Consider the following 15,164-nt stretch of genomic DNA (forward strand, 5'->3'; position numbering starts at 1 on the left):
GCGGCCACCGGATGTCGGGTAGATTTTCGCAGGTGGGTGGCGTAGACACGGCTGGCGGCCAGGCTGGGGCGCTGATCGGGCGTGACCGCCAGGCGGGGCTGCTCGGTGACGCGATCACCAGGACTCTCGACAGCCACGGCGGACTGGTGCTGGTCACCGGGGAACCGGGGATCGGCAAGACCACCTTGGTCACCAACGCCGCCGCGCTCGCCTCCCGCGCGGGTGCCGTGGTCGTCGGTGGGTCCTGTTGGGAGGGTGCGGGCGCACCCGGTTACTGGCCGTGGGTTCAGGTCGTGCGGACGCTGCGGCGCGGGATGTCTCCGGCGGAGTGGGCCGAGGCGAGCGCGGCCGTGGGGCCGGCGCTGCGCGTGCTGCTCGGCGAGGCCCGCGCGGAGGAGACTGAGGAGTTCGAGCTCTACGACGCGGTGACCACGCTGCTGGTCACAGTGTCCCGCGACCGCCCGGTGGTGGTGGCGTTGGAGGACCTGCACTGGGCCGACCCCGCCTCGGTGCGGCTCCTGGCCTTCGTGGTGCAGCACACCTGGTTCGAACGGCTGCTTGTCGTGGCCACCTACCGTGACGCCGAGATGGCTGAGCTCGAACCGGCGATGGCGCCGCTGCTGCCGAAGGCGACCTCGCTCGCGCTCACCGGCATGGACACGGCCGGGGTGGCCGCGCTGATCGCCCGCACGACCGGTGCCGAACCCGAACCGGACCTCGTGGCTGAGATCGACCGCCGGTCCGGCGGCAACCCGTTCTTCGTCGAGCAGCTCGCCCGGCTTTGGCAGGGCGGCACGTCCATCACCGCCATGGCCCCCGGTGTCGACGCGGTCATCGCCCGGCGGCTCGGCCGGTTGCCTGAGGCCGTCACGGACCTGCTCACCACGGCTGCCGTACTGGGCCGCGAGTTCGCCGCCGACCTGCTCACGGCCTGCGTGGACCTGGAAATCCCGCAGGTGACCGGATTGCTCACGCAAGCTGCGTCGGCGCGGCTGATCGCGCCCGCGGCCGACGGCCGGTTCACGTTCATCCACGACCTGGTCCGGGAATCGCTGTCCGCGGCCGCTGAACCGGACGACCTCCGCGCACGGCACGCGGCGGTCGTGCACGCGGCGGCCGGCACCCCGATGCTGCCCGCCGAACGTGCGAGGCACGCCTATCTGGCGGTGCCGCACGTGGCCCCAGCGGTCGCGGTCGAGCACCTGCTCGCCGCGGCGCGCGACGCGAACCACCGGCTGGCGACCGAAGAAGAGACCGCGCACTACCGGCGTGCGCTTGACCTGGTCAAGGATCAGCCGAAGCGGTGGGTGGAGATCGCGGTCGAACTCGGCACGGCACGCTACCTGGCCGGGGACGCCGCCGAGGGCCGCCGGTTCTACACCGACGCCATCGCCCTCGCCCGTGACCGGGACGCCCCGGACCTGCTCGCCCTGATCGCCATGTCGCTGATGAACGTGCGCGGGATGGACGGCGTGGAAGGGATGCTCGGCGAAGTGGTGCACGAGGCGCACCGCGACCTGGTCACCGGCGACACCACGCCGTCGCTCGACGACGCCGCGCGGGAGCTGATCGATCACGCCGTCGAATCGGCGAGGCGGGACAACGACTACGACACGCTCAAAGCCAGCCTGCAGTCGCAGCTGGCCGCCTTCTGGGAGCTGGGCACGGCCGAGTCACGCCTGCGGCTCACCGAAGAGATGACCGCGCTCGCCCGTGACGCGGGGGACCGGGAACTGGAACTGCAGGCGGCGTCGTGGCGGATCGGCGCGCTGCTGGAACTCGGCGACCCGGGGTACCTCGCGGAACACTGGTCCTTCGTGGCCATGGCGGAGGACGGCGACGAGCCCCTGTTCCGCCACGAGGCGCTGGTGAGCAATTGCCTGGTCGCGACCGTGACCGGGCGGTTCGACGACGCCCGCGCCTACGCCGATGCCGCCCACGAGCTCGGCGAGCAGCCCCACCTGCCCCGCATGGACCTGCGTGACATCCAGCTCTGGTCCGTGGAACTGCTCCAGGGCCGCTCGGACCGCGTGGACGAACTGCTCGACGCGATGCGCACCGCCGACCGGCTCCAGTACCGCCTGCTGCGCGCAGTCGCCACCGCGCACCGGGGCAGTGATCCGGGCGTACTCGCCGACCTCGCCGAAGCGACGCCGACGTCATCCAAGAAGGGCCGATTCCTGCGCTGGTTCGAGCCGTTGCTGCTGCGCTACCACGCCCAGGCCGCGGCGTTGTCCGGTGACCCGGCGCGGTGTGCGGCAGCCAGGGCGGCGATCGCGCCCCACATCGATCTGTGGGCAGTGACCGCGACGCTGATCGTGGACGGCCCGATGGTGCTCTGGGCCGCCGTGCTCGACGCCGCGCAGGAACGCTGGGACGAGGCCATCGCCGGGTTCACCGCCGCGTGCGAGTCCGCCGAGCGGCTGCGGGCCCGGCCGTGGGTGGTCGAAGCACGGTTCCGGCTCGCCACGACCCTGCTCGCCAGGTCCGGCCCCGGCGACGCCGACGCCGCTGCCGCCCTGTTCGACGAGGTGGCCGCGGAAGCGGCCGACCTGGGCATGGCCCACTTCACGACCCGGCCCGCGGTGGCGGTGCGCGACGCGCCGGCCAATGTTTTCCGTGTGGACAGTGGAGTGTGGACACTCGGGTTCGCGGGCCGGACAGTGCACCTGCCCGACGCGAAGGGATTGCGGGACCTGCACGTCCTCATCGGCGCGCCCGGGACCGACATACCCGCCGTGCGGCTGCTCAGCCCCGAGGGCGGCGAGGTCGTGGTCGCCGCGCGCGGGCTCGGCGGCGACGCCGTACTCGACGACCAGGCCAGAGCCGCCTACCAGCGCAGGCTCGCCGACCTCGACGAGGAGATCGACCGGGCCGCGGCTCGCGGGGCCGACCGCCGCGCGGCCGAGCTGGACCGGGAGCGGCACGCGCTGATCGAACAACTGCGTGGTGCCGTCGGCCTCGGTGGCCGCTCCCGCAGGCTCGGCGACGAGGCCGAGCGGGCACGCAAAGCGGTGACCAACCGCATTCGCGACACGTTGCAGCGACTGGCCAAGCGACACCCCGAACTGGCGGCTCACCTGCGGGCCTCAGTCACCACCGGCGCGCATTGCCGGTACCGGCCGGACGAGCCTGTCGCCTGGTCTCGGTGAGACCAGGCGACAGGCTGGGCCCAGCTCATCGCCGGTTGTAGCGGCGCATCGTGAGGGACCCGAAAACGAGGATCAGCACGGCGCACGAGACCAGCACCAGACCGATCCGTCCGCTGTCGGGGTTCCCCGACAGCACCCCGCGCATGGCGTCGACCAAGTGCGTGATCGGGTTGAGCTCGACGAGCGTGCGCACCAGGCCCGGCATCGTCTCCGGCCGCACGAAGACGCTGCTGAGGAACACCAACGGCATGATCACCATCATGCCGATGCCCTGCACCGCCTTCTCGCTGCGGACAACGAGACCGAGCATCGTCCACACCCAGGACAAGCTGAACGAGAACACCAGCAGCAGACCCACCGCCGCGAGCACGGCGAGCACCCCGCCGGCCGGGCGGTAGCCGAGCGCCGACCCAAGGCCGATCATCACCGCGCAGGCGAGCGCGTAGCGGACCAGATCGCCCAGCAGCGCGCCGACCAACGCCGCGGGCCGCCAGATCGGCAGGGTGCGGAACCGGTCGAAGATGCCCTTGGTGACGTCGATGTTGAGCGCGGTGCCGGTGTACATCGTGGTCATCGCCACGCTCATCGCCATCACCCCGGGCAGCACGTACTGCAGGTACTGCCCAGGCGATCCGGCCAGCGCGCCGCCGAACAGGTACGTGAACATCAGCATCGTGATGACCGGCATCAGCGTGACGTCGAACAGCTGCTCGGGCACGTGCTTGATCTTCAGCATCGCCCGCCAGCCGAACACGACCGACGCGGTGGGCGGGCTCGGCGGCCGGGGGCGGGTGCCGTCGAGCAACACGGTCTGCAGGTTCATCACTGCTCCTTCGGGGCGGTGAGGGCCAGGAAAACCTCGTCGAGGCTGGGCTGGCCGAGCGCGAACGTACTGACCTCGATCCCCTTGGCGCCCAGCTCGGTGAGCACGGTCGCGACCCGGGTGTTCGGGTCCTGGCCCGCGACCAGCCGCACGGTCAGCGCCGCCGGGTCGTCGCTCTGCTCGACCTGACGTCCCAAGACGTGGTGCAGCACGTGCTCCGCGTCGGCCCGCCGGTCCAGGTCACGCACCCGCACCTGCAGCGAGCCCGCGCCGACCTGGGACTTCAACTGGCCCGGCGTGCCTTCGGCGATCACCCGGCCGTGGTCGATCACCGCGATCCTGGCGGCGAGCTGGTCGGCCTCCTCCAGGTACTGGGTGGTCAGCAGGACCGTGGTCCCGGCCGCCGCCAGCGTCCGGACGATCTGCCAGACCTGGCCGCGGCTGCGTGGATCGAGACCCGTGGTCGGCTCGTCGAGGAACAGCAGGTCCGGGGTGCACACCAGGCTGGCCGCGAGGTCCAGCCTGCGCCGCATGCCCCCGGAGTAGTGCTTGGCCTGCCGGTCGGCCGCGTCGGTCAGGTCGAAGGCCTCGATCAACTGGTGCGCCCGGCCCCGTGCGGCCGTCTTGCCGTGGCCGAGCAGCCGCCCGAGCAGGACCAGGTTCTCCGTGCCGGTCAGGTCCTCGTCGACGGAGGCGTACTGGCCGGTGAGGCTGATCCGGCGGCGCACCACGTCGGCCTCGCCGACGACGTCGTGACCGAACACGGTGGCCTGGCCACCGTCCGGGCGCAGCAGTGTGGTGAGCATCTTGACGGTCGTGGTCTTGCCCGCACCGTTGGGGCCGAGCAGCCCGTAGACGGTGCCGGCGGGCACCCGCAGGTCGACGCCGTCGACCGCGCGGTTGTCGCCGAAGGTCTTGACCAGTCCGGTGGTCTCGACGGCGTGCATCTGTGTTCTCCTGTCAGGCGCGGAACGCGTCGATGTTCTCGGCGACCCACTGCTCGAACGTGCGCGCGGGTTTCCCGGTCGCCTGCTCGACGTCGGGCCGCACGATCTGGCCGACCTGCGGCGGGTTGGCGCCGAGCTGGACGGCGAACTCGACGTCCTCGGCCGAGTAGCCCTGGCCGCTCAACTGGGTCCGCAGCTCCTGCTCGGTCAGCTGCACCACCCGGACGTCCCGGCCGAGTGCCTTGGCGATGATCGCCACCCGCTCCGCCGGGGTGAGCGCCTCCGGGCCGGTCAGCAGGTACTCCTTGCCCGCGTGCCCGTCCTCGGTCAGCGCGGTCGCCGCGACCGCGCCGATGTCGCCCTCGTGGATCAGCGCACTGGGAGCCGTGCTGAACTCCCGCACCACACCCCCGTCCCGGATGCCCGGCGCCCACTCCAGTGCGTTGCCCATGAACTCCACCACCTGCACGTGGGTCCATGGCAGGTCACTGGCGCGCAACGCCTCCTGCACCGAGGTCTCGTCCCAGCCGCGCAGCACGGTCACCCGCTGCACCCCGGCCTTGCGCGCCAGCTCGACCAGTTCCTCGCCGTTGGTGAGGTCCTGGTAACCGGCGAACGTGATCAGGTGCAGCGCGGTGACGCCCTCGAGCGCGGGAGCCAGCGTGGCCGCGTCGGACAGGTCGCCCCGCGCCACCTCCACCCCGGCGGGCAGGTTCGCCGCCGAGGGATCGCGGGTGAGGGCCCGCACCTGCTGCCCCGTGGACAGCAGGTGGTCGACGATGTGGCGGCCCACTTTGCCGGTCGCGCCGGTCACCAGGATGGTCATGTTCGCTCCTAGAGGTTGTCGTCGTCTGTCGGACAACCCCTGGGCGCTAGACGCGATCTAGCACCCGCTAGCCGCCGCTCGCTGTCATCGTGCACAATCCTGGCGGCGATTTCTTTGGCCTTCGTGCCAGCAGACAAGCTCGAGTCGCGGGGAACATACTGTGCCGACAACAAAAGAGGGGGCGCATTTCTGAAAGGAAGCCCCGGACTTGAAACGAATTCTGAGCGCGATGCTCGCCACGGTGGTGGTCCTCACCGGTGCGGTGGGAACGGCGGAAGCGGCTCCCTCGGCCAGTGACGCGGGCATTCCGTTGCCGAAGGACGACCCGTTCTACGTCCCGGCACCCGGTTACGAATCCAGCCCGAACGGGACCGTACTGCGTTCGCGGCCCATCACCGCCATCTACCTCGTGTTGCCGTTGCCGGTGAAAGCGCACCAGGTGTTGTACAAATCCATCGACAGCCACGGCAAACCGGTCGCCGAGGCCGCCACAGTGCTGGTGCCGGATCAGCCGTGGACCGGTCAGGGCAGTCGGCCGTTGGTGTCGTACCAACTCGCCGTTGACTCGTTGTCCACTCGCTGCCAGCCCTCCTACACCCTGCAAGTCGGCCTGAAAGCTCCCACGCCTGCGTCGACCTACGAGTTGAGCATGTCCTTGCCCGCGCTGCTCAAGGGATACGCCGTCGTCTACTCCGACTACCTCGGGCCCAGGGCGGACTTCCTCGACGGGCCACAGTCCGCGCACGCGATCCTCGACGGAATCCGCGCTGTGCGCAACTACCGGCCGACCGGGCTCGCCCAGGACGCGCCCGTGGCGCTGTGGGGTTACTCCGGCGGCGGAATCGCCACGACGTGGGCCGCTGAGCAACAGCCCTCGTACGCGCCGGAGCTGAATCTCGTCGGCGCGGCGGCAGGCGGAGTTCCCGCCGACTTCAAGGACATGTTCCAGCACAACAACGGCGGTCTCGGGTCAGGGCTGCTGGTCCTCGGCATCATCGGACTGTCCCGCGCATATCCCGAAGCGGGGGTCGAGGCGGTCCTCAACGACAAAGGCCGGAAACTCTTCGCCGACAATGCCGACGCGTGCACCCTGGACGTGGCGGTGTTCCACCCGTTCGAGCGAATCGAGCAGTACACCACCCTCTCGAACATCACCGAATCACCGCAGGCGAAATTTCTTTTCGCGACGAACAACGCCGGGCAAAAGACACCCCGCGTCCCCTTCTACAACTACCAGGGCCTCGCCGACGAATTCGTGCCCACGGCGGCAGCCGATCGACTGCTCCGGAAGTACTGCGCCAGCGGCGGCACAGTGCAGAAAGTACGGATGCCCTTCGCCGGGCACATCATCGGCGAGGTCGCCGGCGCCGGTGACGCCCTCACCTTCCTCGCCGACCGGTTGAACGGAAAACCAGCCCGCAACGACTGCGGCACCGCCTGATCACCAGCCGCCTCCACCGGTAGCCCGGGGACCGGTGGAGGCGCCGGGCAGCGAGGGCGTCCGGATGATCCGCGCCCAGGTGCCGTGCTGCGGCAGGAGTCATCGCCTCACCGGCTGGGTGGCGCGGACAGCGTCAAAGGCTCCGAGTTGGCCGGAATGCCACAGCAGCCGGACGACACCTCCTCAGTGGACACGTCGAACACGCCCGATCCGCCGCAGACACCGGTTTCCGGCAGCGTCAGCTCGACTCGGCCGGCGGATTCGAGGTCGCCCGCGATCGCGGCGGCGATGGAACGGACCTGCTCGTAGCCGGTCAGCGCGAGGAACGTCGGTGCACGGCCGTAGCTCTTCATGCCCGCCAGGTGGAAACCCTCTTCCGGGTGCGACAGTTCCTTCACCCCGTGCGGGTAGACGGTGCCGCAGGAGTGCACGTTCGGGTCGATCAGCGGCGCCAGCGCGACCGGTGCCTGCAGCGTCGCGTCCAGTTCGAGCCGTACTTCCGACAGCCACGCCAGATCAGGGCGGAAGCCGGTCAGGACGACGACCTCGTCGACGGCGTCGAGCCGCTGCCCTGCCGAGGAACGCAGCACCAGCCTGCCGTCGTGGGCGCGCTCGACCTCGTCGGTGCGGAATCCGGTCACCACCTGCACGCGCCCGGCCTCGACCGCGGCCTTCGCCCGCATCCCCAACGCGCCCCTGGCGGGGAGTTGGTCGGCATCTCCGCCGCCGAACACCGTGCCGGCCGCGCCCCGGCGCAGCAGCCAGGTGATCCGGGCCGGCGACTCCAGCCCGGCGAACGCGACCAGCGCGGTGAGCGCGGAATGGCCGCTGCCCGCGATCACGACGTGCTTGCCCGCGTACCGCGCGGCCACCTCGGCGTCGGTCAGGTTCGGCACGCGGTAGCCGATCCGGTCGCTCGCGGCCGCCTCGCCGATGGCGGGGAGCCCGTCACCGCCGAGCGGGTTCGGCACGCTCCAGGTCCCGGACGCGTCGATCACCGCCCGCGCGGTGATCCGCTCCTCGCGTCCGTCGCTCGCGCGGACGTGCACGGTGAACGGTTCCGAGTCGCGTCCGGCGTCCACGACACGGTCGCGGTCCCGGCGGGCGACACCGACGACCTCGGCGCCGAACCGGACGCGGTCGCCGAGCGCCTCGGCCAACGGACGCAGGTACAGCCGTGCCCACTCCTCGCCGGTCGGATAGCCCGCCGGGGCCCGCCATCCCCGTGGCTCAAGCAGGCGCCGCGCGGCGGGCGCCACCAGCTGTGACCACTTCGAGAACAGCCGGACGTGGTGCCACTGCGCCACCGCCGCGCCCGCGTGGGCGCCGCGTTCGAACACCAGCACCGTCTGTCCTCGTCCGGCCAGTTCGGCTGCGGCGGCCAGGCCGACCGGCCCCGCGCCGACCACGACCACGGGCAGGTCGCTCATGTCGATACCCCTTTCATCGATCTGTCTCGATCAATCGAGAGGAGAGTATCGATCGTCATCGATGAACACAACCATCGATTCGAGTCGATAGACTGATCGCATGCCGATCGCCTTGCCCCGAGCCCAGGTCCTGCCCAGTCAGGAGGCTGCCACCTACGCCGAGTGGTTCGCGTGCCTCGCCGAGCCGGTCCGGGTACGGCTGCTGCACGCCGTGGCCACCAGCCCGAAAGGCATCACAGTCGGTGCGCTGACCGAAATCCTCGGCACGAGCCAGTCCACCACGTCGCACCACGTGCGCAAGCTCGCCGACGTGGGTTTCGTGCGCCTGGCCAAGCAGGGGACGGCCACGATCGTCACCGTCAACGAGGCCTGCTGTGCCGGGCTGCCGCACGCCGCCGACGCCGTGATGGGCATGCTCGCCCCGCGCCCGTGCTGCCCTGACGACGTTCCCGCCGACGTCACCGTCCGCGCGCTGGAACCGGGGGACTGGCCGGCGGTCCGGCGGATCTACGGCGAAGGCATCGCCACGGGAATCGCGACGTTCGAGACCGCGGTGCCCAGCCGGGCCAGCCTGGACGCGAACTGGCTGCCCGGTCACCGCTGGGTAGCCGAGATCGACGGTGACGTGGTCGGCTGGGCCGCCGCCGCCCCGGTGTCCACACGCGACAGCTACGCCGGAGTGGCCGAGACGGCCGTGTACGTCGGCGACGGATATCGCGGCAGGGGAGTGGGGAAAGCGTTGCTGCACAAGCAAGTCAACGCCGCGGACGCTGACGGGCTCTGGACGCTGCAGGCGTCGGTCCTCACCGAGAACCGCGCCGGCGTCGGACTGCACCACGCCGCCGGTTATCGAACCGTGGGAATCCGCGAGCGCATCGCCCGACTCGACGGCGTCTGGCACGACACCGTCCTGATCGAACGACGCACACCGGTCAAGTAACCGCTGGTCCCGGTGAACGCTCAGCGAGTGACGGCGGGCTTGAGGGTGTGGGCGCACCACTGCTCGAAGGTGGTGGGGGACGCGGTGTCCGGGGTGCGCGTGACGCCGTTGTCGAGGCCGTTGTCCTTGGCGCGCTTCATGTCCACCACGCCCTGGACGAAATCCTCGTTCAGGCCGTAGCTGAGGAGGCTGGCGCGCATGTCCTCGAGTGTTTCGCGTTCGTAGCGAACCGGGCGGCCGAGCTGCTCGGTCATGATGCGCGCCAAGTCGTTGGGGGACAGGTCCTGCGGCCCGAGGACGGGAACGCTGCCGGTGCCGGTCCACGAGCGGTCCAGCAGGAGGCCGGCAGCCACGGCGGCGATGTCGGCCACGGCGACGAAGGGCGCCTTGCGGTCGCCGTCGGCCGTGTCGCCGAAGACACCGCTCCCGCGGATCGAGTCGGCCTCTTCCAGGAGGTTCTCGAAGAAGGACGGGTTGGCCAACACCCGGTAGGCCACGCCGCAGGAGGCGATGAGGTCGTCCACGGCGAGGGACGCGGTGACGAGCCCGGCGTGGTCGGCTTGTGGCGTGCCACGGCCCAGCGCGGAGACGCCAACGACGTGGCCGACGCCGTGGGGGGCGAGCGCCTTGGCGGCGGGGGCAGTGAAGCCGCGGTAGGCGTCTTCCTGGGACAACGAGCCGTCCGGGGGAACAAGCCAGAAGACGGCGTCCGCGCCAGCGAACGCCTGGTCGACGACCGCGGCGTCGCCGTGCGACCCGGTGACCACCTCGACGCGTTCGCGTACCCCGTCCGGGAGCCGGGCGGGATCGCGTACGACCACGCGCAGGTCCTCGCCGGCGGCGGGGGCGGACTCCAGCAGCATGGGCAGCAGGTGGCGGCCGATGTTCCCGGTGGGGCGGTGATGACGATCATGAAAACCTCTCGGAACACGACGGATCGGGTATGCCCCCATCCTGTGGAGCGCCGCCGTGTTGCCACAATGGGAACTTCAGCACGGGATCATTGCTCGAAATGGAATTATGCTGGTGAACACCTCAGATCCGGTCATCGACGCCAATCTCGCCGTCGCGCTGGACGCCCTGCTCGCCGAGCAGAGCGTCACCCGCGCGGCTGCCCGTCTGCACACGTCGCCTGCCGCGATGAGCCGCACCCTCGCCCGCCTCCGTCGTCTCTTGCGGGACCCTCTCCTGGTGCGCGCCGGACAGGCTCTGGTCCCGACGCCCCGCGCTCAGGCCTTGCGTGACGAAGCCGCCACGGTGGTGCGTCGCCTCGAAGCGCTGCTCACCCCCGGCAGCGGCGTCGACCTGGCCGCCCTGCGCGGGACCTTCACGCTGCAGACCGCCGACATCATCGGCGCGGCGCTCGCTCCCGGCCTGCTGGAGCTGGCCCGGCAGGAGGCGCCCGGCGTGTCCTTGCGCGTACGGGCCGAGGAGCTGGAGGCCGGGCCGGCACTCCGCGACGGCCGCATCGACCTGGAGATCGGGTCCATCGACCACGTCGACCCCGAGACCCACGTCGAGCCGCTGGTCACCCTCCGGATGATGGCGGCCGTCCGGCTCGGCCATCCCCTCACCGAAGGGCCACTGACCCCGGCCCGGCTCGCCGCCGCCGACCACGTCGCGGTCAGCCGCCGCGGCCGGTTCACCGGTCCGCTGGACACCGCGCTGGCCGAGCACGATCTCAGCCGGCGGGTCACCTCCGTCCTGCCGGGCCACCTGGCCGCGATGATCCTCGCCGCCCGCAGCGACGTCGTCTGCCTCGTTCCCGCCGCGCTGGCCGACGCCGCCCCTTCGCCGTTCACCGAACCCGCCACCGCGCTCGGCCTGCATCTGCTCGAGATCCCCGTGACGCTGCCGCCGCTCAAGATCGGCATGGCGTGGCATCCCCGGCACGCCGCCAACGGGGCACACCACTGGCTGCGCGGCGCCGTCCGCCGGACAGCCGGGGCGCCCGGAAGCTGAACCACGGTGTCGGTCCTGATGGGACACTCCCGGCCGTCGGCCCAGCGGCATCTCGCCGGAGGTGTGAGGATGTGATCCAGCCGCTGAAGGAGGTCATGGTGGGCAAGAAGAAGCGCGTGCCCCGCGCCGTGTACGAAACCGCCTTGTTCGACCTGCAGGCCCAACTGGTCCAGATGCAGGAGTGGGTACGCACTCAGGGCACGCGTGTCGTGGTGGTGTTCGAAGGACGTGACGCGGCAGGCAAGGGCAGCACGATCAAACGCGTGACCGAATACCTCAACCCGCGCGTGGCCCGGATCGTGGCCTTGCCCCAACCCACTGAACGGCAACGCACTCAGTGGTACTTCCAGCGTTACGTCGAGCACCTCCCGGCAGCGGGCGAGATCGTGCTGTTCGACCGCAGCTGGTACAACCGGGCGGGCGTGGAGCGGGTGATGGGGTTCTGCACGCCGGACGAGTACCGGCGGTTCCTGCAGCAGTGCCCGATCTTCGAGCGGCTGCTCGTCGAAGACGGGATCCTGCTGCTGAAGTACTGGTTCTCGGTCAGCGACGAGGAACAGGAGCGCCGGTTCCGCGCGCGCCTGGAGGACCCGATGCGGCGCTGGAAGCTCTCGCCGATGGACCTCGAATCGATCACCCGGTGGGAGGACTACTCCCGGGCGAAGGACGAGATGTTCGTGCACACCGACATCTCCGAAGCACGCTGGCACGTGGTGGAGAGCGAGGACAAGAGAAGCGCGCGCCTCAACATGATCTCCCACCTGCTGTCGCGGATCCCGTACCACGAGGTGCGACGGCCGGCGCTGAAGCTCCCGGCCCGGCCTGCCTCGACGGGATACCAACGACCACCAAGAGACCAGCAGATGTACGTTCCCGACTACGCGGCCTCGTTGCTGGACTGAGGCCATGTGCAGGGCGAAATTGTCCCCCGGCTGTCGTAGGAGACGGCGACCCGGTTGACGGCGATCGGCCCGGCGAATGCGGGTCGCGTGCTGCCGGCACTGCCGCTTGCCTGGGCCGGGACCAGCGCTGGCGGGAAACAGGAATCCACCGATCCACGGCGACTTCGACGGAAACGGTACCGCGGACCGGGTGACCTCGGCCCGGTCGGCAACAATCCGATTCGCACCGTCACAGTCGAATACAGCAGACCCGACGGCACATACGAAACACCGCGCAACCACAGCTTCACGTCACCGAACACCCGGGGCCCCGTACTGCCCGGCCATGGGTGTCGCGGTGGATCTGGGCGGAAAGGGCGCGAACGACCCCGTGCTGACCGGTTTCGACTTCACCAGCAGCACAGGCAGCCTGTTCGTGCTGCGCGGCTTCGTGTTCATCCGCCAGTACGACGGCATCGCCTTCCCCAGCACGATCCGGACCGTCGATTTCGACAGCGACGGATTGCAGGACATCTGGGCATCCAGGGACCAGTCTCCCCGGATAGCGTCCTTCCTCAACAGCAAGGACGAAATCCTGCGGCCGGGGCCGGTGAACGTCTGCAGCTTCGACCCGTCCCGTCACACGCCTTTGCTCAATTTCGACGGCGTACCGGACGCCGGAGTAATCGAACGGCGCGACAGGGCAGCACGGTCCGGCACTTCACCAACAACGGCAACGGTGTGTTCACGGAGGCGTCCCGCGTCGCGTCATGACGAGGAACGCCACCAGGCAGAAATGGTTCTCATGTGTTCGTTCGGCAAGTGGCGCAACGCTTTATGTATCACGCTGGCCGCTGCAAGCGGTCAGCAACAGACAACGCAGCCGCGAAGGTATGAGTCTCGTCGCGTGGCGGCTGCGCTCGCCCAACGGTTCCGGGCACGTATCGCGAGGGCGGGGGGTCGCCGTGTCCGCGTTCCGCTACATCCACGTCAAAGACCTGCCTCTGACGTAGGGCAGCCGGATGTCGAACATACGTTCGTGATGTGGGTCACATCCGACGGAGGTGACAAGCTGGATGTCATAGGGTCACTGTGTGTGAAGGTTTCGCGTTTCCGGGTCTCAAAAGCTTGAGGCAAAGGGATCCGAGGCGAATACCGACACGCTTGGGGGTGATCGCACGTCCGGCGCGAGCAGTACGGCTCGGCGTCCGGACGTGCCCAGTTCCCGCCTGCTCCAGTGGTCTGCCATCCACGACCTGAGAGGCGCCTCTATGTCGCCGTTCCGAAGACACTTCACTGTCACCACGGTGACCGTTCTCGCGGCATTCGCTCTCGCCGCGCCCGCGGCTCACGCCGGCACCATCGACGTCCCCTGTGATCCGGACGCGTTGATCGAAGCGGTCCACACTGCCAATGCTTCCTACTTCGAGCCGGACACGTTGTCCTTGGCGGCGAACTGCGTCTACACGCTGACCGAGCCGGTTCCCGGCCGGTGGGCCGCTGGGCTGCCCGCCATCGAGGACACGCTCACCATCGACGGCAACAACGCCACCATCCGGCGGCTTCCGGACGCCCCCAGGTTCAGGATCATCACCAACCGCCGCGACCTGACTCTCAACAACATCACCATCACCGGCGGCCACGTCCCCGATGCCACTGGTACCGACTCCTCTGGCGGCGGGAACTTCGGTGAGGACGGCGGCGGTATCGACACCTGGGGTCCGTTGACCGTCAACAACAGCACCATCACCGGTAACGCCGCCGGTGCGGGCGCTCCCGGCGCCGACGCCACTGCCACCACGAGCGCGGGCTGGGGCGGCCAGGGTGGCTGGGGCGGCGGCATTTTCGCGTACGCGGTTCGCACGGTGACGATCAACAACAGCTCGATCACCAACAACGCCACCGGTATCGGTGGCCGTGGTGGCAACGGTGCCGGCACGAAGCCCGGCGCCAGGTCCGGCTCATCAGGCGCTGGTGGCGGTGTCGCCATTCTTCGTGACGCGACTCTTCGCATCACCGGCAGCGACATCTCCGGCAACGTCACCGCTGACGGTCCTCAGGGCAGCAACGGAGGCGTCGACAAGGGCGCAGCGGGCGACGGTGGCAGCGGTGGGGCAGGGGCCGGGGTGTACGTCTCCGCCACGGAGGGCCGGCCGATGAATTCGACCATCACCGCTTCGACCATTGCCGGCAACCGCGCGGGACGTGGCGGAGACCGTGGTGTCCCAGGTCCCGGCGCGCCGTATCTGGCTCGAGGTGGCATCGGCGGCATCGGCGGCGGAATCCTGGTGTTGACGGAAACTCTCACCGTCGACGGCGGGAGAATCACGGACAACACCGCCGGTGAATTCGGCCCCGGCTACGCCGGCCCTGCTCTCGGCGGTGGTGTTTACAACATCGACGGACAGGTGACGCTGACCAACGCGGCCGAGTTGGCCGGCAACCACCCTGACGACTGCTACCCGGTCACCGGCTGCACCGGCCCGCAGGCGGCGTCCCGGACGCAGCACGACAGTGGTACCAATGCCCGAACCGGGCAGTTGCACGACATCGTCGAAAAGCAGTCCACGAAGCGAACCGGCGGGTAACAGGACGACGTCTGGTCCTGGCCGGTGCCTGCTCGGCCAGGGCCAGGCGTGCCTGATCCGCCGCCCCAAAGACTGCCCCGATGCTCCTGAACCCCGCGTTCCGGCCGGACGACAGTCACATCCGGACGATTCTCCGTCCATCCCGATCTAGTCTACTGTGGACGATCATGTGAT

The 15,164-nt window shown here is 69.8% G+C and carries 12 protein-coding genes; 7 read left to right on the forward strand and 5 right to left on the reverse strand.

Annotation, left to right across the window (positions count from 1 at the left end; all coding sequences use genetic code 11):
- The first annotated feature begins 32 nt into the window (after positions 1-32).
- On the forward strand, positions 33-3,152 hold the full coding sequence (locus AOZ06_RS24935) for an ATP-binding protein (protein WP_236952391.1): 3,120 nt from the start codon (positions 33-35) through the stop codon (positions 3,150-3,152).
- A 25-nt stretch (positions 3,153-3,177) separates the two neighbouring features.
- Here the strand turns inward: AOZ06_RS24935 and AOZ06_RS24940 are convergent, their stop codons facing one another.
- Genes AOZ06_RS24940 through AOZ06_RS24950 form a run of 3 tightly spaced genes read right to left on the reverse strand, consistent with a single transcriptional unit; the run spans position 3,178 to position 5,748 of the window.
- The gene (locus AOZ06_RS24940; RefSeq protein WP_054291620.1) at positions 3,178-3,975 is read right to left on the reverse strand and encodes an ABC transporter permease; all 798 of its coding nucleotides are present in this window, start codon (positions 3,973-3,975) and stop codon (positions 3,178-3,180) included.
- The gene (locus AOZ06_RS24945; protein WP_054291621.1) at positions 3,975-4,922 is read right to left on the reverse strand and encodes an ATP-binding cassette domain-containing protein; all 948 of its coding nucleotides are present in this window, start codon (positions 4,920-4,922) and stop codon (positions 3,975-3,977) included. The genes AOZ06_RS24940 and AOZ06_RS24945 overlap by 1 nt, the downstream gene beginning before the upstream one ends.
- Before the next feature lie 13 nt (positions 4,923-4,935).
- Complete coding sequence (locus AOZ06_RS24950) at positions 4,936-5,748, reverse strand: NmrA family NAD(P)-binding protein (RefSeq protein ID WP_054291622.1); 813 nt, start codon at positions 5,746-5,748, stop codon at positions 4,936-4,938.
- A gap of 208 nt (positions 5,749-5,956) precedes the next feature.
- Between AOZ06_RS24950 and AOZ06_RS24955 the strand changes: the two genes are divergently transcribed.
- Positions 5,957-7,189 carry a lipase family protein gene (locus AOZ06_RS24955; RefSeq protein ID WP_157233226.1) on the forward strand — a complete coding sequence of 411 codons (1,233 nt, stop codon included), beginning with the start codon at positions 5,957-5,959 and terminating at the stop codon, positions 7,187-7,189.
- A gap of 107 nt (positions 7,190-7,296) precedes the next feature.
- Here AOZ06_RS24955 and AOZ06_RS24960 read toward each other — a convergent pair whose 3' ends face one another.
- A complete protein-coding gene (locus tag AOZ06_RS24960) occupies positions 7,297-8,619 on the reverse strand; it encodes an FAD-dependent oxidoreductase (protein ID WP_054291624.1) in 1,323 nt (440 codons plus the stop codon).
- A 100-nt stretch (positions 8,620-8,719) separates the two neighbouring features.
- Between AOZ06_RS24960 and AOZ06_RS24965 the strand changes: the two genes are divergently transcribed.
- Complete coding sequence (locus AOZ06_RS24965) at positions 8,720-9,559, forward strand: helix-turn-helix domain-containing GNAT family N-acetyltransferase (RefSeq protein WP_054291625.1); 840 nt, start codon at positions 8,720-8,722, stop codon at positions 9,557-9,559.
- 20 nt (positions 9,560-9,579) lie between these two features.
- On the opposite strand, the gene AOZ06_RS24970 is transcribed toward AOZ06_RS24965, so the two are convergent.
- The gene (locus AOZ06_RS24970) at positions 9,580-10,422 is read right to left on the reverse strand and encodes an NAD(P)H-binding protein (RefSeq protein WP_335338419.1); all 843 of its coding nucleotides are present in this window, start codon (positions 10,420-10,422) and stop codon (positions 9,580-9,582) included.
- A 163-nt stretch (positions 10,423-10,585) separates the two neighbouring features.
- Here AOZ06_RS24970 and AOZ06_RS24975 point away from each other — a divergent pair, with 163 nt between their 5' ends.
- From AOZ06_RS24975 to AOZ06_RS24990, 4 genes are all read left to right on the forward strand, one after another.
- Positions 10,586-11,521 (forward strand): LysR substrate-binding domain-containing protein, encoded by a 936-nt coding sequence (locus AOZ06_RS24975; RefSeq protein ID WP_157233227.1) that lies wholly within the window; start codon positions 10,586-10,588, stop codon positions 11,519-11,521.
- A 95-nt stretch (positions 11,522-11,616) separates the two neighbouring features.
- Entirely contained in the window at positions 11,617-12,423 is an 807-nt protein-coding gene (gene ppk2, locus AOZ06_RS24980; protein WP_054296898.1) for a polyphosphate kinase 2, read from the forward strand.
- 325 nt (positions 12,424-12,748) lie between these two features.
- On the forward strand, positions 12,749-13,534 hold the full coding sequence (locus AOZ06_RS56630; RefSeq protein ID WP_157233228.1) for a hypothetical protein: 786 nt from the start codon (positions 12,749-12,751) through the stop codon (positions 13,532-13,534).
- Between the two features lie 175 nt (positions 13,535-13,709).
- The gene (locus AOZ06_RS24990) at positions 13,710-14,990 is read left to right on the forward strand and encodes a hypothetical protein (RefSeq protein ID WP_054296899.1); all 1,281 of its coding nucleotides are present in this window, start codon (positions 13,710-13,712) and stop codon (positions 14,988-14,990) included.
- The last annotated feature ends 174 nt before the right edge of the window (positions 14,991-15,164 follow it).

Origin of the sequence: Kibdelosporangium phytohabitans (assembly GCF_001302585.1) — a bacterium.
In the GTDB taxonomy this organism is placed as follows: domain Bacteria; phylum Actinomycetota; class Actinomycetes; order Mycobacteriales; family Pseudonocardiaceae; genus Kibdelosporangium; species Kibdelosporangium phytohabitans.